Source organism: Streptomyces sp. NPDC028928 (assembly GCF_055564915.1).
In genome coordinates this window covers 1-15,408 of sequence record NZ_JBVHVI010000020.1, presented here as the reverse complement: position 1 = coordinate 15,408, position 15,408 = coordinate 1, and the positions used below count along the sequence as shown (strand labels likewise).

13 protein-coding genes and 1 pseudogene are annotated in these 15,408 nt (G+C 72.6%); 11 read left to right on the top strand and 3 right to left on the bottom strand.

The genetic code is table 11. From position 1 onward, the window contains the following. Positions 1–88 precede the first annotated feature (88 nt). Positions 89–1,942 carry a BACON domain-containing protein gene (locus ACZ4U1_RS35795; protein WP_467908343.1) on the top strand — a complete coding sequence of 618 codons (1,854 nt, stop codon included), beginning with the start codon at positions 89–91 and terminating at the stop codon, positions 1,940–1,942. Positions 1,943–1,954: 12 nt separating this feature from the next. Here the strand turns inward: ACZ4U1_RS35795 and ACZ4U1_RS35790 are convergent, their stop codons facing one another. Continuing rightward, the gene (locus ACZ4U1_RS35790) at positions 1,955–2,785 is read right to left on the bottom strand and encodes a DUF3109 family protein (RefSeq protein WP_467908342.1); all 831 of its coding nucleotides are present in this window, start codon (positions 2,783–2,785) and stop codon (positions 1,955–1,957) included. A gap of 71 nt (positions 2,786–2,856) precedes the next feature. Here ACZ4U1_RS35790 and ACZ4U1_RS35785 point away from each other — a divergent pair, with 71 nt between their 5' ends. The 4 genes from ACZ4U1_RS35785 to ilvD all read left to right on the top strand — a co-directional run bounded on the left by ACZ4U1_RS35785 (position 2,857) and on the right by ilvD (position 7,465). Continuing rightward, complete coding sequence (locus ACZ4U1_RS35785; RefSeq protein WP_467908341.1) at positions 2,857–3,789, top strand: Ppx/GppA family phosphatase; 933 nt, start codon at positions 2,857–2,859, stop codon at positions 3,787–3,789. Between the two features lie 144 nt (positions 3,790–3,933). After that, positions 3,934–4,758 carry a sugar phosphate isomerase/epimerase family protein gene (locus ACZ4U1_RS35780; protein ID WP_467908340.1) on the top strand — a complete coding sequence of 275 codons (825 nt, stop codon included), beginning with the start codon at positions 3,934–3,936 and terminating at the stop codon, positions 4,756–4,758. Continuing rightward, a complete protein-coding gene (locus tag ACZ4U1_RS35775) occupies positions 4,755–5,516 on the top strand; it encodes a TetR/AcrR family transcriptional regulator (protein ID WP_467908339.1) in 762 nt (253 codons plus the stop codon). Before ACZ4U1_RS35780 ends, ACZ4U1_RS35775 begins: the two co-directional genes overlap by 4 nt. Before the next feature lie 95 nt (positions 5,517–5,611). Then, positions 5,612–7,465 carry a dihydroxy-acid dehydratase gene (ilvD, locus tag ACZ4U1_RS35770; RefSeq protein WP_467908338.1) on the top strand — a complete coding sequence of 618 codons (1,854 nt, stop codon included), beginning with the start codon at positions 5,612–5,614 and terminating at the stop codon, positions 7,463–7,465. 82 nt (positions 7,466–7,547) lie between these two features. Here ilvD and ACZ4U1_RS35765 read toward each other — a convergent pair whose 3' ends face one another. After that, entirely contained in the window at positions 7,548–9,686 is a 2,139-nt protein-coding gene (locus tag ACZ4U1_RS35765) for a serine/threonine-protein kinase (RefSeq protein WP_467908337.1), read from the bottom strand. A gap of 154 nt (positions 9,687–9,840) precedes the next feature. On the opposite strand from ACZ4U1_RS35765, the gene ACZ4U1_RS35760 reads away from it, so the two are divergent. The 6 genes and pseudogenes from ACZ4U1_RS35760 (at position 9,841) to proC (ending at position 13,802) form a co-directional block, all read left to right on the top strand. After that, the gene (locus tag ACZ4U1_RS35760) at positions 9,841–10,158 is read left to right on the top strand and encodes an SH3 domain-containing protein (protein ID WP_467908336.1); all 318 of its coding nucleotides are present in this window, start codon (positions 9,841–9,843) and stop codon (positions 10,156–10,158) included. Positions 10,159–10,205: 47 nt separating this feature from the next. After that, entirely contained in the window at positions 10,206–10,748 is a 543-nt protein-coding gene (locus ACZ4U1_RS35755; RefSeq protein WP_467908335.1) for an EamA/RhaT family transporter, read from the top strand. A gap of 59 nt (positions 10,749–10,807) precedes the next feature. Further along, a pseudogene (locus ACZ4U1_RS35750) lies at positions 10,808–11,211 on the top strand (SAM-dependent methyltransferase); the annotation flags it as partial. 80 nt (positions 11,212–11,291) lie between these two features. Continuing rightward, entirely contained in the window at positions 11,292–12,113 is an 822-nt protein-coding gene (locus ACZ4U1_RS35745) for an ABC transporter ATP-binding protein (protein WP_467908334.1), read from the top strand. After that, positions 12,110–12,910 carry an ABC transporter permease gene (locus tag ACZ4U1_RS35740; RefSeq protein ID WP_467908333.1) on the top strand — a complete coding sequence of 267 codons (801 nt, stop codon included), beginning with the start codon at positions 12,110–12,112 and terminating at the stop codon, positions 12,908–12,910. Before ACZ4U1_RS35745 ends, ACZ4U1_RS35740 begins: the two co-directional genes overlap by 4 nt. A gap of 79 nt (positions 12,911–12,989) precedes the next feature. Then, positions 12,990–13,802 (top strand): pyrroline-5-carboxylate reductase, encoded by an 813-nt coding sequence (gene proC, locus ACZ4U1_RS35735; RefSeq protein ID WP_467908332.1) that lies wholly within the window; start codon positions 12,990–12,992, stop codon positions 13,800–13,802. Positions 13,803–13,830: 28 nt separating this feature from the next. On the opposite strand, the gene trpS is transcribed toward proC, so the two are convergent. Further along, complete coding sequence (gene trpS / locus ACZ4U1_RS35730; protein WP_467908331.1) at positions 13,831–14,856, bottom strand: tryptophan--tRNA ligase; 1,026 nt, start codon at positions 14,854–14,856, stop codon at positions 13,831–13,833. Between the last annotated feature and the right edge of the window lie 552 nt (positions 14,857–15,408).

Here is a 15,408-nt window from a genome sequence, read left to right as displayed (position 1 = left end):
CCCCTTATGAGGGATCGTTTCACCCGTACGGATTAAAAGTGCTCAAGGTTCCAGAACGGGCACTCCGCCGCCGCCTACGGTCGCACGGGTGATGAGCAGCAGTCCGGAGACCACGACCCGCACGACCGGCGCGCACCGAGCGCACCGCGACGGACGCGAGGCACGTGAAGCACGGCGTGAGGCGCGAGAGGCCCGCGAGGTACGGGAGGCGCGCGACCGCGCCGCCGCGCGCACTCTCGCCCAGCACCCGCCGGCGCGCTACGAGCCGTACCTGGACGGGCTGTTCACCTACTGCCTGTCGGTCCTGTGCGACCACGACACGGCCACCGCCGCCCTCGGCGACGCCCTCGCCCTGGCCGAACGGCGCGGCCACCGGCTCCCGGTGGCCGCCGGCGACCGCAGGGCCTGGCTGTACGCCCTCGCCCGCTGGGCATGCCTGCGCAAACTGACCGAGGCCAAGCAGAAACGTCAGGCCACGCATGCGGCGCCCCGCACGGGGGCCGCGCGGGGCGCGGGGGAGGAGGCTGCGGGGAGAGCCGGGACGGAGACCGGGGGGAGAGCCGGGGCGGGACCGGAAGCAGGTCCCGGAACGGCTCTTGGAACAGGCGTGGGCAAAGGCGCCGCGAAGGCGTCCCCGTCCCCGTCCCCCGCCCTGGAGGCTCAGGAGCGGCGGCGCCGTGAACTCTCCCTGCTCGCCTGGCCGGAGGCGGCCGGTACGACCCCCGAGCAGCGCGAGGCCCTGGAACTCGCCGTCCGCCACCACCTGACCGCCCACGAGGTCGCCGCCGTCCTCGGCATGGAACCCGCCGCGGCGCGGGAGCTGCTCGCCTCCGCCGCCTGCGAGGTCGAGCGCACGCGCGCGGCCCTCGCCGTGGTCCAGACGGGCGGCTGTCCAAGCGTGGCCCACCTCACCGGTGACAGCCGGCTGGTCCTCAGCACGGCCCTGCGCAGCGAGCTGGTCCGGCACGTCGACGACTGCCCGCGCTGCCGCCGCACCGCCGAGCGCGCCGTCCCCGGCCGCTGGCCCGGTGCCACGGTCACCCCCGCCGAGCTACCCGTCCTGGAGGCCCCGCGCGCGGCCCTCCACATGGCCCTGGTTCACCATCCCCGCGTGCGGGGCGCGTCCCTGCCGCGCTTCGACCGGCGTGGCTTCCCGATGGACCCCAAGGACCGCGCGGCCCGCCGCGACCGCCTGCGCGCGCGGGCCGTCACGACGACGGTCGTGGCCACGGTGGTGGCGGCGCCCGTACTGGCGCTCTGGGCCGCCTACCGGGGCGGGCCGGCCGGGGAGGACGACGGCCGCTCCGCGACCGCGCGCGAGGCGCAGGGTCCGGAGGCGCTGGGCGGCGACTCGGCCGGCGGTTACGAGAACGCGGGGAACGCCAGCGTGAGGCCGGGCGCCCGCTTCGGCAAGGACGGCAAGGCGGACGTCTCCGTGGAGGTCGTCAGCGTCGGCGGCGCGGGCGAGAAGGGCGCGGGGCAGCTGGCGGTCAGCGCCGCCAACGACGGCGACACGACGCTGATCACTTTGGCGGCCTCCGGCGGGTCCGAGGTGCGCTGGTCGATGTCCACGGCGTCCGCGTGGCTCTACTTCAGCCAGTCCTCGGGAACCCTCGCGCCCGGGCAGACGTTGACGATCAAGGTGTACGTCGACCATCTGCGCGAGCCGTCCGGCCACTGGCGCGCACGGGTGGCGGTGGCCCCGGCGGGCGCGGTGGTCACGATCGACGGCTACGGCACGGCACCGAGCCGCCCGGCACCCAAGCCGTCGTCCACCCCGCCGTCACCCCCGCCCAGCGCACCCCCCACGGAGCCCCCCACCAGCCAGTCCCCACCGCCCACACAGCCGACCCCCACCCCGAGCACCCCCGCGCCCACGGACACTCCGCCCCCGTCCCCCACCCCGACGGACCCGGAAACCCCGGCCCCGTCGGACACCTAGGGACCACCGGGGTTACGGGGCCGGGTCGGCCGGGTGGGGGGCCAGGAGGGGGAGCTGGGACGACAGGCGCTGTTCGCACAGCTCGACCAGACGGTCGTAGCCCGCCTTGCCCATCAGTTCCGTCAGCTCGGCCCGGTACGAGACGTACACCGGCTCACCCGCGCCGTGCGCCGACGTCGCCGAGGTGCACCACCAGTGCAGGTCGTGGCCGCCAGGGCCCCAGCCCCTGCGGTCGTACTCACCGATCGAGACCTGGAGCACGCGCGTGTCGTCGGGGCGGTCGATCCAGTCGTACGTCCGCCGGATCGGCAGCTGCCAGCACACGTCCGGCTTGGTCTCCAGCGGCTCCCGTCCCTCCCGCAGCGCCAGGATGTGCAGCGAGCAGCCCGCGCCGCCCGCGAACCCGGGCCGGTTCTGGAAGATGCACGAGCCCTGGAAGGGCCGGGTCTGCCGGGAGCCCTCGTCGTCCTCCGAGACCCACCCGTTCCGCGTGCCCTCCTCATGGTGCTGCCAGATCTCCGGCGTGAGACGCGCCACGTGCTCGGCGACCCGCTTCTCGTCGTCCTCGTCCGAGAAGTGCGCCCCCAGCGAGCAGCAGCCGTCGTCCGCCCGGCCCGCCTGAATGCCCTGGCAGCCACTGCCGAAGATGCAGTTCCAGCGAGAGGTCAGCCATGTCAGATCGCAGCGGAACACCTGCTCGTCGTCCGCCGGATCCGGAAACTCCACCCAGGCACGGGCGAAGTCGAGCCCCTTCTCGTCGCCCATCTTCGCCTCCTTGGCGGTTTTGGCGGTCTTACGACCTTTGTCTGCCTTGTCGACCTTCGCCTTTTTCGTCTTTGGCACCCGTCCAGGGTAAGTGGCCCAGGACCGCTCCGGGGACCGAGCACGGAGCTTCTGGCAGTAGCGTTCCGTATATGAGACTCGGTGTCCTGGACGTGGGTTCGAACACGGTGCATCTGCTGGTGGTGGACGCCCACCCCGGCGCGCGCCCGCTGCCCGCGCATTCGCACAAGGCCGAACTTCGGCTCGCCCAGCTCCTCGACGACAGCGGTGCCATCGGCGACGACGGCATCGACAAGCTGATCGCCGTCGTGCGGGACGCGCTCCAGGCCGCCGAGGACAAGGGCGTCGAGGACCTGCTGCCGTTCGCGACCTCCGCCGTCCGCGAGGCCACCAACGCCGACGAGGTCCTCACCCGCGTGGCCGACGAGACCGGCGTACGGCTCCAGGTGCTCACCGGCGCCGAGGAGGCCCGGCTCACCTTCCTCGCCGTCCGCCGCTGGTTCGGCTGGTCCGCCGGAAAGCTGCTGGTCCTGGACATCGGCGGCGGCTCCCTGGAGATCGCCTTCGGCATAGACGAGGAGCCGGACGCGGCCGTCTCCCTCCCGCTCGGCGCCGGCCGCCTCACCGCCGGCTGGCTGCCCGGCGACCCGCCCGCCCCGGAGGACGTCCGCGCCCTGCGCCGGCACGTCCGCACGGAGATCGCCCGCACGGTCGGCGAGTTCAAACGCTTCGGCGCCCCCGACCACGTGGTCGCCACCTCCAAGACCTTCAAGCAGCTCGCCCGCATCGCCGGCGCCGCCCGCAGCGCCGAGGGCCTCTACGTCCAGCGCGAACTCAAGCGCGAGTCCCTGGAGGCCTGGGTCCCGAGGCTGGCCGGCATGACGATCGACCAGCGCGCCGAACTCCCCGGCGTCTCGGACGGCAGGGCCGGCCAGCTCCTCGCGGGCGCCCTGGTCGCCGAGGGCGCGATGGACCTGTTCGGCGTGGAGAGCCTGGAAATCTGCCCCTGGGCCCTGAGGGAAGGCGTGATCCTCCGGCGCCTCGATCACATGGGCTCGGATTAGCGCCCCGAAGGGGGCGCGGGGCTGTATCGATGTGCGGTTCCGCCGCGCGGGCGCGAACCACCACGACGCATCCGCACCCGCGCACATGGCAAACCTCACAACGGCGAATAGGCACCCAACACCGGCACCACTCAACGCCGTAAGGTGACGGACGTGGCTGAACCAACGGACGTGCGTATCGCGCTGTCGACCGCCTCCGTCTACCCGGAGTCGACGGCGACGGCCTTCGAGATCGCCGCGCGCCTCGGTTACGACGGCGTCGAGGTCATGGTGTGGACCGACCCGGTCAGCCAGGACATCGAGGCGCTGCGCCGCCTGTCGGACTACCACGGCATCCCGGTCCTGGCCGTCCACGCCCCCTGCCTGCTGATCACCCAGCGGGTCTGGTCCACCGACCCCTGGGTGAAGCTCCAGCGGGCGCGGGCGGCGGCGGAGAAGCTGGGCGCCTCCACCGTCGTCGTGCACCCGCCGTTCCGCTGGCAGCGCCAGTACGCCCGGGACTTCGTCGACGGGATCTGGCGGATGGCGAACGAGACGGACGTACGGTTCGCCGTCGAGAACATGTACCCCTGGCGCTACCGCGACCGCGAGATGCTCGCCTACGCCCCCGACTGGGACGTCACCAACGACGACTACCGGCACTTCACGATCGATCTCAGCCACACGGCGACGGCCCGCACCGAGGCCCTGGACATGGTCGACCGCATGGGGGACCGGCTCGGGCACGTCCACCTTGCCGACGGCCGCGGCTCGGCCAAGGACGAGCACCTGGTCCCCGGCCGCGGCACCCAGCCCTGCGCCGAGCTGCTGGAGCGCCTGGTGCACACCGGCTTCGACGGCCATGTCGTGATCGAGGTCAACACGCGGCGCGCGATGTCCGGCGCCGAGCGCGAGGCCGACCTCGCCGAGGCCCTCGAATTCACGCGCAAGCACCTGACCGCAGCGGCTGTACGGGTCCCCCGCCGATGACCGAGAACCCGCCCCCGGCGACGAACGACACCCCACCCCCGCCGACGCCCGAGAGCCCGCCCCCGGCGACGGACAACCCTGCGCCCGAGCCCCCGGCGACGGACAACGCTGCGCCCGAGCCCCCGGCGACCGACACTCCCGACTCCGCCCCCGCCCCCGCCTCCCCGGCCCGCCGCCGGGGCCGCCCCCCGCGCACCGAGTCCGCCGGCACCCGGGACCGTATCCTCGCCGCCGCCCGTGAGGAGTTCTCCGCGCGCGGGTACGAGAAGACGTCCGTACGCGGCATCGCCAAGGCGGCCGGCGTGGACTCCGCGCTGGTCCACCACTACTTCGGCACCAAGGAGCAGGTCTTCGAGGCGGCCATCGAGGTCGCCTTCGCGCCCGCCCTGAACGCCCCGCACGCGGTGGCCGACGGCCCGGTGGAGGGCGTGGGGGAGCGGCTGACCCGCTTCGTCCTCGGGGTCTGGGACAACCCCACGACCCGTGCGCCCCTCCTGGCGATCCTCCGCTCCGCCGTGAACAACGAGACCGCCGCCGCCGTCTTCCGCCGGCTCGTCGCCGCCCAGCTGCTGCGCCGGGTCGCCGCCCAGCTGGACCTGCCGGACGCGGAACTGCGCGCCGAGCTGGCGGCCGCCCAGATCGTGGGTACGGCGATGATGCGCTACGTGATCAAACTGGAGCCGCTGGCCTCGGCCGACCTGGAGCAGATCATCGCCCGCGTCGCCCCCGTCGTACAGGGCCACCTGACGGCTCCGTGAAACGGGTGTCCCGCAATTCGGACACCTCGTCCCGCCAGCTGGATGACCGGCGTACGCTCGATAGCAGCCACATCCGTCTGAAGGAGCGAGCGACGATGCCCGAGCTGAGGTCCCGCACAGTCACCCACGGCCGCAACATGGCGGGCGCCCGCGCCCTTATGCGCGCCTCCGGTGTACCCGGTGCGGACATCGGCCGGAAGCCGATCATCGCCGTCGCGAACTCCTTCACCGAGTTCGTGCCGGGCCACACCCACCTCCAGCCGGTCGGCCGGATCGTCAGCGAGGCGATCAAGGAGGCGGGCGGCATCCCGCGCGAGTTCAACACGATCGCGGTCGACGACGGCATCGCCATGGGCCACGGCGGCATGCTGTACTCCCTGCCCTCCCGCGACCTGATCGCGGACTCGGTCGAGTACATGGTCGAGGCCCACTGCGCCGACGCCCTGGTCTGCATCTCCAACTGCGACAAGATCACCCCGGGCATGCTGATGGCCGCCCTGCGCCTGAACATCCCGACGGTGTTCGTCTCCGGCGGCCCCATGGAGTCCGGCCGCGCCACCCTCGTGGACGGCACGGTCCGCACCCTCGACCTGGTCGACGCGATCTCCGACGCCGTCAACGAGAAGATCTCCGACGAGGACATCCTCCGCATCGAGGAGAACGCCTGCCCGACCTGCGGCAGCTGTTCCGGCATGTTCACCGCCAACTCGATGAACTGCCTGACCGAGGCCATCGGCCTCTCCCTGCCCGGCAACGGCTCGGTCCTCGCCACCCACACCGCGCGCCGCGCCCTGTACGAGAACGCGGCCCGCACGGTCATGGACCTCACCCGCCGCTACTACGAGCAGGACGACGACACGGTCCTGCCGCTCAACATCGCCACCTTCCAGGCCTTCGAGAACGCCATGGCGCTGGACATCGCGATGGGCGGCTCCACCAACACGATCCTGCACCTGCTGGCCGCCGCCCAGGAGGCGGGCGTCCCGTTCGGCCTGGACCAGATCGACGCCGTCTCGCGCCGCGTGCCCTGCCTGGCCAAGGTCGCCCCGAACGTCGCCAAGGACCGCACGTACTACATGGAGGACGTGCACCGCGCCGGCGGCATCCCCGCCCTCCTCGGCGAACTGCACCGCGCCGGCCTGCTCAACGAGGACGTGCACGCCGTCCACAGCCCGTCCCTCGCGGACTGGCTGAAGACCTGGGACGTGCGCGGCGGCTCCCCCTCCCCGGAGGCGGTCGAGCTGTGGCACGCGGCCCCCGGCTGCGTCCGCTCCGCCGAGGCCTTCTCCCAGTCCGAGCGCTGGGAGGCCCTGGACGTGGACGCGGAGAACGGCTGCATCCGCTCCGTCGAGCACGCCTACTCCCAGGACGGCGGCCTCGCGGTCCTGCGCGGCAACCTCGCCGTCGACGGCTGTGTGGTGAAGACGGCCGGCGTGGACGAGTCGATCTGGACCTTCGAGGGCCCGGCCGTCGTCTGCGAGGCCCAGGAGGAGGCCGTCCAGCGGATCCTCACCCACGAGGTCAAGGACGGCGACGTCGTCGTCATCCGCTACGAGGGCCCCAAGGGCGGCCCCGGCATGCAGGAGATGCTGTACCCGACCTCGTACCTGAAGGGCCGCGGCCTCGGCAAGAGCTGCGCCCTGATCACCGACGGCCGCTTCTCCGGCGGCACCTCGGGCCTGTCCATCGGCCACGCCTCCCCCGAGGCGGCCTCCGGCGGCACGATCGCCCTGGTCCAGGACGGCGACCGCATCCGCATCGACATCCCGAACCGTACGATCGAGCTGCTGGTCGACGAGGCCGAACTGGCCCGCCGCGAGCAGGCCCTGAACGGCGTCTACGCCCCGAAGAACCGCGACCGCAAGGTCTCCGCCGCCCTCCGCGCCTACGCGGCGATGGCGACGAGCGCGGACAAGGGCGCGGTGCGCGACGTGTCCCGGCTGGGCTGACGGGTCGACGCGCCCCGGCTGGGCTGACGGGTCGTGGGAGGGGTCGCCTTGTGACGGGGGCGGCCCCTCCGCCCTGACCGCGTCACCAGGCCGCCGGTTTCCGGCCGTCCACGGCGAAGACCGTCCCGTCGGGCGCGGCGGCGAGGACGCGGTCGCCGACCGGTACCGGGGCCGGCGGTGTGCTCATGACCTGCGCGGAGTTCGCGCCCAGACGGGCCGGTGTCTGCCCGACGAGCCGGCCCTTCCCGGCGTCCACGGCGAGCAGCCGCCCGTCGCTCGCGGTGAAGAACACCCGCCCGCCGCGCGCGACCGGCTCCGAACCCCGGCTCACCGACGTCTCCAGATGCCACAGATGCCGGCCCGACCGCAGGTCCACGGCGTCCAGGGAGCCTCCGGTGGCCAGCACGTACGCGACGTTCCCGCGCACGGTCGCGTGCGCGCCGTCGAGCACGGCCGGCAGCGCGACGCGCCGGGTCGCGCCGGTCGCAGGGGTGTAGCGGACGATCTCCTTGGCGCCGTACGCGCTGTCCACGGCCAGGAAGAACACCGAACCGTCCCGCGCGGCGAACGGCTTGAGCCAGCCGCGCAGCCGTACGTCCCACCGCACCCGCCCGGTCCCCGGATCGACGGCGGTCACCTGGGTGCTCGCCCCGTCGGCGGACGTACGGGTCGCATACGCCGACGCGTCCCCGGGGAACGCGGCGAAGGACGGCACTCCCTGACCCGGCACAGCACCGCGCCAGCGCGTGTCACCGGTCGCGCCGTCCACCCCGGTGACCGTCCCGTCGGCGCCCGCGAGCAGGGCCGTACCGCCGGCGTACCGCACCGTCGTCCCGGCGGGCAGCCGGCGCTGCCACACCTGCCTGCCCGTGGCCGGGTCGAGCCCCGCGAGCCGTGAGCCGCCGTCCGTGTACGGCTGCACCAGGCCACCGGAGACGGCCGGCGGCCCGCTCGTGGACGTGGTGTCGACCGAGCGCCGCCACAGCAGCCCGCCGCCGTCCGGCGCGAGCGCGAAGACGACCCCCGGTCGCGCGCACAGCAGCTTCCCGGCCCCGTACGCGCACTGCGGCATGCCCTCGCCGCCGACCGCCGGCCGCGCCGACCACGTACCGGCGGAGGCCGCCGTCAGCACCGGCGCACGCTCACCCCCGGCAGGCTGATCGTTTCCGCCGGACACCCACACCGCGGCGAGCGCGCCCACCAGCGCCAGCCCGAGGGCTCCCGCCCCCAGCGCCACCGCCCGTCTGCGGCCGAGGCGCCGTGCCGGCGCGGAGCCCGGTACCGGCTCCGACGGAGGCTCCGGTGCTTCCGGTCCGGACTCCGGTGCGGACTCCGATGTGGACCGCTCCTCGCCCGTCCGCTGCGCCGGTATGAACGCCTGCGTGTCGTACGAGGCCGCCTCCGAGCGCAGTTCCCGCATCAGCTCGTCCGGGGTGGGCCGGTCCGCGGGCTCCTTGGCGAGACACCGCTGCACCAGCGGTGCCAGAGCCTCCGGTACGCCGGCCAGGTCGGGCTCGTCGTGGACCACCTGGTAGGCCACGACGTACGGGCTGTCGGAGTCGAACGGCCCGCGCCCGGTGGCCGCGTGCACCATGACCGAGCCGAGCGCGAAGATGTCGGCGGCCGGGCCCACTTCACGCGGGCGCCGGAACTGCTCGGGCGCCATGAACGGCGGTGTGCCGATCAACTTGCCCGTCTCCGTGCGCAGTTCGCTGTCCTTCGGCCGGGAGATGCCGAAGTCGATGACTTTCGGCCCGTCCTCGGCGAGCAGCACGTTGCTGGGTTTCAGATCCCGGTGCACGACCCCGACCCGGTGGATGTCCCGCAGCGCCTCCGCGAGCCCGGCCATCAGCCGGCGCAGCTGCTCGGGCGGCATGGGACCCTTCCGCTTCACCTGGTCGGAGAGGGTCGGCCCGGGAATGAACAGAGTGGCCATCCAGGGCCGTTCCGCCTCCGGGTCGGCGTCCACGACCGACGCCGTGAAGGCACCGCTGACCCGGCGCGCGGCCGCCACCTCCTGCCGGAAACGGCCCCTGAACTCGGGGTCCCGCGCGAACTCGGCGTGTACGACCTTCACCGCGAGCCGCATCCCCGAGGTACTCCGGGCGAGGTGTACGACCCCCATGCCACCGGATCCCAGACACGACTCCAGCCGATAGTGACCGGCGTACTCGGGAAGTTCCGCTTCCGCGCCCGCTCCCGTGTTGCGCTGTGGCGACATGGACCACCCCCGTGCTCTTCGTCCGCGCGCGCGACGCACGGAGCCTAGTCGATGACTCGTACGAGACAGAGGCGGCTTGCTAGCGTCTGCGTGCGAGTCGCGCGCACGCGTTTCGCGCCGAGTTCCAGTCACATCACGGGGGAGGAGCACGATCATGTCAGTCGACCGCGCACAGGAGACCGAAGGCACCGACGCGGGCACGGCGGTGCAGGCGGCGGCAGCCGTCCGCACCTACGCCGTCGCCCCCGGCGTCCGGCTGAACGTCCGCAGCGGTCCGGGCACCCAGTACAACCTGGTGCGCGTCCTGCCGGAGGGCGTCCGGGTGCCGATCTACTGCCAGACGCCCGGCACGACGGTGTCGGGCACCTACGGCACGACCAACATCTGGGACCTCATCGACAGCGGCGAGTACGTCTCGGACGCCTTCGTCCACACGGGCAGCGACGGCTACATCGCCCCTCGCTGCGGCTGACCCGACCCGCCCGGGAGCCCGCCGCCCTCCGGCGCCATAATCGTCCCGTGAGCGACGAAACCGGCACCCCGGACACCTCGGCGGGCTCCGTCGGCCACGCGGCCGAGGGGGACGCGGCGCCCCAGGGCGGTGGCCCCCGCCCCGAGCCCCTGCGCTTCTTCGGCACGTCCTGGGTGAACCACGACCACGGCTACGCCGCCCGCCGCGCCGGTGTCGCCGTCGGCTCCCTGGCCGCTGCCGCCGCCTCCTGCCTGGTGCTCCGCTTCGCCTACGAGGGCATCCGGATCGCCGAGACCGGTTCCTTCGTGACCGTACTGGTCGTCGCGATGTTCGCGATCTGCAGCGCGTTCGCCTTCCGCAACACCTGGGAGGGCTTCGGCAAACGCCACGACCCCCAGCGCCAGGCCGGCCTGCGCGGCCTGCTCGCCATCGGCTTCGTCGGTTCCCTCCTCGCCTACTTCGTCCGCTCCCTCACCGAGGCGCCGGGCGAGAAGCTGCACCGCGAGGAGTACGAGAAGGCCCGCGAGGCCCACGCCCGCCGCACCAACCGCCGCACCGGCAACCCGTCGAAGAAGAAACGCCGCCGGTAGAACGCGGCGACAGAGGCGAGGGGATGGCAGACCGGCGGCCGTGTCCCAGACATGACCCCATGACTGCCACCCAGCCCTCGCCCGCCGACCCCCGCGTCGTCCACGCGGCCCGGGCCGAGTCCTTCAACTCGGCCGCCGCCCAGTACGCCGCGAACCGCCCCGCCTGTCCGCCCGCCCTCTTCGACGCCGTCGAGGAACTGGCCGGCCGCTCCCTGTCCGGCGCCCTCACCGTCGACGTCGGCGCCGGCACCGGTATCGCCACCGCCCTCCCCGTCGCCGACGCCCACGCCGACCTCGTCACCCACGCCCAGGCCCGGCACTGGACCGACCCGGCCCGCTCGGTGCCGGTGAGCGCATCGAGCCGGCCGACCCCAGTGGGCGCCTGGACTTCACGCGCCGCACGGTCCGCTGGAGCCGCCGCGTCCCGCTCGACACCCACCTCGCCGACATCGGCAGCCACTCGGCCGCCGCAAGCCCTGACCGAACTCCTCACCCCTCCCACCCCCTTGACGTCGCGGCCCTTCCAGCCCAATTATTCATCACATGATGAATTACGCGCCGGACCCGCCACCCCACCCCCGGACCTCCGCCGTCCACGCCCCCGTCCCCACGGCCATCCACGCCGACGACCTCACCGCCACCCGAGGCGCCCGCACCGTCCTGCACCACCTCCGCTTCACCGTCCCCCGCGGCCGGATCACCGGCCTGCTCGGCCCCTCCGGCTGCGGCAAATCCACCCTCATGCGCGCGATCGTCGGCACCCAGGCCAAGGTCACCGGCACCCTGAACGTCCTCGGCCACCCGGCCGGCCACCCCACCCTGCGCAGCCGCGTCGGCTACGTCACCCAAGCCCCCTCCGTCTACGACGACCTCACGGTCCGCCAGAACCTCGACTACTTCGCGGTGATCCTCGACCCCGGCCGAGCCGCCGCCGAACGCCGCCACCAGTACGTCACCCAGGCCATCGCCGACGTCGACCTCACCCGCCACGCCGACGCCCTCGCCGGCAACCTCTCCGGCGGCCAGCGCGGCCGCGTCTCCCTGGCCGTCGCCCTCCTCGGCACCCCCGACCTCCTCGTCCTGGACGAACCGACCGTCGGCCTCGACCCCGTCCTCCGCCGAGACCTCTGGAACCTCTTCCACCACCTGGCAGCCACCCGCGGCACCACCCTCCTCGTCTCCTCCCACGTCATGGACGAGGCCGAGCGCTGTCACCGCCTCCTCCTCATGCGCGAGGGCGAACTCCTCGCCGCCGACACCCCGGACGCCCTGCGCTCCCGCACCGGCACCGACACCGTCGAGGCCGCCTTCCTCCACCTGGTCGACGAGGCCGCCGCGGGCCGCACGAAAGAGAGCACAAGATGAGTACGACCACCCCGGCGACCCCCGCCCCAGCCCCCGCCGCGCCGAGCGCCCCCAGCGCCCTCAACGCCTCCCGCACCACCGCCACCGCGGCCCGCGTCCTGCGCCAGCTGCGCCACGACCCGCGCACCATCGCACTGATGATCCTCATCCCGTGCCTGATGCTGATCCTGCTGCGCTACGTCTTCGACGGGAGCCCCCGCACCTTCGACACCATCGGCGCCTCGCTGCTCGGCATCTTCCCGCTGATCACGATGTTCCTGGTCACCTCCATCGCCACCCTGCGCGAACGCACCTCCGGCACCCTCGAACGCCTCCTCGCCATGCCCCTCGGCAAGGCCGACCTGATCGCCGGCTACGCCCTGGCCTTCGGCGCCGTCGCCGTCGTCCAGTCCGCCCTCGCCACCGGACTCGCCGTCTGGCTCCTCGGCCTCGACGTCACCGGCTCCCCCTGGCTGCTCCTCCTCGTCGCCCTCCTCGACGCCCTGCTCGGCACGGCCCTCGGCCTCTTCGTCTCGGCCTTCGCGGCCTCGGAATTCCAGGCGGTCCAGTTCATGCCCGCGGTGATCTTTCCCCAGCTCCTCCTCTGCGGCCTCTTCACTCCCCGCTCCGACATGCACCCCGCCCTGGAGGCCCTCTCCGACGTCCTGCCGATGTCGTACGCCGTCGACGGCATGAACGAGGTCCTCCGCCACTCCGACATGACCGCGACCTTCGTCCGCGACATCCTGATCGTGGCCGGCTGCGCGCTCCTCGTCCTCGGCCTGGGCGCGGCGACGCTCCGACGGCGCACGGCGTGACCGCGAGCCCCGCCCGGCCCCCGTTCCGCCCACCGGACAGCCGACCCGCCCGCCCCACCCCGGTGCCAGACTGAACCGCATGAGCCAGAAAGTCGCAGTCCTCGGCACCGGCAAGATCGGCGAAGCCCTGCTCAGCGGAATGATCCGGGCCGGCTGGTCGCCCGCCGACCTCCTGGTCACCGCCCGCCGCCCCGAACGCGCCGAAGAACTCCGCGCCCGCTACGGAGTCACCCCGGTCAGCAACACCGAGGCCGCGAAGACCGCCGACACCCTGATCCTCACGGTCAAGCCGCAGGACATGGGCACCCTCCTGGACGAACTCGCCCCGCACGTCCCCGCCGACCGCCTGGTCATCAGCGGAGCCGCCGGCATCCCCACCTCCTTCTTCGAGGAGCGCCTGGCCGCAGGCACCCCCGTCGTCCGTGTCATGACCAACACGCCCGCCCTCGTGGACGAGGCCATGTCCGTCATCTCCGCCGGCAGCCACGCCACCGAGGAGCACCTGGCGCACGCCGAGGAGATCTTCGGCGGCGTCGGCAAGACCCTCCGCGTCCCCGAGAGCCAGCAGGACGCCTGCACCGCGCTGTCCGGCTCCGGTCCGGCGTACTTCTTCTACCTGGTCGAAGCCATGACCGACGCCGGCATCCTGCTCGGCCTGCCCCGCGACAAGGCCCACGACCTCATCGTCCAGTCCGCGATCGGCGCCGCCGTGATGCTCCGCGACAGCGGCGAACACCCCGTCAAGCTCCGGGAGAACGTCACCTCCCCCGCAGGCACCACGATCAACGCCATCCGCGAACTGGAGAACCACGGCGTACGGGCCGCCCTCATCGCCGCCCTCGAAGCCGCCCGCGACCGCAGCCGCGAACTCGCCTCCGGCAAGAAGGACTGACCCGACCGACCCCGCCGAGCGCCGCCGACTACTGCGCGGCGCTCAGCGAAGGCTCCGCAACGGGCGGCAACAGCCCGATCGCCCTGTAAGCCGTATCGACCGTCGGCCGGGCCACCGCCCGCGCCTTCTCCGCACCATCCCGCAGCACCCCCTCCACATACCCCGGATCAGCGCACAGCTCCCGGTGCCTGGCCTGCAGCGGCCGCAGCACCTCCACCACCGCCTCCGCGGTGTCCTTCTTCAAAGAGCCGTACGAGTCGTAAACGTCCGCCAGTGACTCAGGGTTCCCGCCCGTGCACGCAGCGAGAACATCGAGCAGATTCGCGACACCCGGCCGCTCCTCCCGGTCGTAGACGACCTCCCGCCCACTGTCGGTCACCGCGCGCAGCACCTTCTTCCGCACCACGTCCGGCTCGTCCAGCAGATAGACGACCCCCACCCCCGAGTCGTCCGACTTCCCCATCTTCCGCGTCGGCTCCTGCAGGTTCATCACCCGCGCCCCCACCGGCGGCAGCGTCGCCCTCGGCACCACGAACGTGTGCCCGTACCGCTGGTTGAACCGCACCGCCAGATCCCGGGTCAGCTCCACGTGCTGCGCCTGGTCCTCCCCGACCGGAACCTCGTCCGCGCCGTACGCCAGGATGTCCGCCGCCATCAGCACCGGATACGTCAGCAGCGACAGGCGCACGCTCCCACCGCGCGCCCGCTCCTTCGCGGCCTTCTCCTTGTACTGGATCATCCGCCGCATCTCCCCGTCGGCCGCCACGCACTCCAGCAGGTACGACAGCCGGGTGTGCTCGTCCACATGGCTCTGCAGGAACACGGTGCACACCTCGGGGTCGAGCCCCGCCGCGAGCAACAGCGTCGCCGTCTGCCGGCTGAGCCTGAGCACCCGCGCCGGATCGTGGTCCACGGTCAGCGCGTGCAGATCCACCACACAGAACAGCGAGTCGGCCCGGTACTGGTCCGCCTCGGCCCAGCGCCGCATGACCCCCAGGTAGTTGCCCAGGGTCAGGTGCCCGGTCGGCTGAATCCCGCTGAAGACCCGAGTCATCTCCACTCCACCTTCTGGTCGGGACCGCCGCCCCTGCGGCCGGCCCCCTCAGGTCCGGAGGGAGATACGAGAACGGCCGCCGAAGCGGCGGCCGTTGAGTGCATACGTGAGTACGGCCGCCGTCAGGCGGCCCACCAGAACTGGGTACACGTACGCGTCGTCACGTCCTCCACAGTACGCCTGCGGAGTGCTCCCCGGGCCCGAGTTGACACACCCCATGCCCGTGCGTAGTGTTCTCCGGGTTGTCCGACGTGAGCGCCGACTCCGGTCGGTCCCCGGACAGCCATTCCGCAAGCACCACCCACTCCATCGGCACTCTGCTGTCGACTGCTTTGGCGTGTGTATTTGCGAAATGAGGAATCCGCGTTCGAAAGGACGTCGGCCCCCGATTAGCTCGGGAGCCAGGAATCCGCTAAAGTCTCACTCGTCGGAACGGCCCAACAGCCGGGAAGACAAGCCCCCTGACTGGGAGTCAGACGCCGAAAGGATCTGATAGAGTCAGAACCGCCGGAAAGGGAAACGCGAGAGCGAGAACCTGGAAAGCACCGAGGA

Bases quoted from the DNA above. Each gene is read 5' to 3' on its own strand.
- ACZ4U1_RS35745 (WP_467908334.1), top strand. From the start codon at position 11,292: ATGATGAATTACGCGCCGGACCCGCCACCCCACCCCCGGACCTCCGCC.
- ilvD (WP_467908338.1), top strand. From the start codon at position 5,612: ATGCCCGAGCTGAGGTCCCGCACAGTCACCCACGGCCGCAACATGGCG.
- trpS (WP_467908331.1), bottom strand. From the start codon at position 14,856: ATGACTCGGGTCTTCAGCGGGATTCAGCCGACCGGGCACCTGACCCTG.
- ACZ4U1_RS35740 (WP_467908333.1), top strand. From the start codon at position 12,110: ATGAGTACGACCACCCCGGCGACCCCCGCCCCAGCCCCCGCCGCGCCG.
- ACZ4U1_RS35760 (WP_467908336.1), top strand. From the start codon at position 9,841: ATGTCAGTCGACCGCGCACAGGAGACCGAAGGCACCGACGCGGGCACG.
- proC (WP_467908332.1), top strand. From the start codon at position 12,990: ATGAGCCAGAAAGTCGCAGTCCTCGGCACCGGCAAGATCGGCGAAGCC.
- ACZ4U1_RS35785 (WP_467908341.1), top strand. From the start codon at position 2,857: ATGAGACTCGGTGTCCTGGACGTGGGTTCGAACACGGTGCATCTGCTG.
- ACZ4U1_RS35765 (WP_467908337.1), bottom strand. From the start codon at position 9,686: ATGTCGCCACAGCGCAACACGGGAGCGGGCGCGGAAGCGGAACTTCCC.
- ACZ4U1_RS35775 (WP_467908339.1), top strand. From the start codon at position 4,755: ATGACCGAGAACCCGCCCCCGGCGACGAACGACACCCCACCCCCGCCG.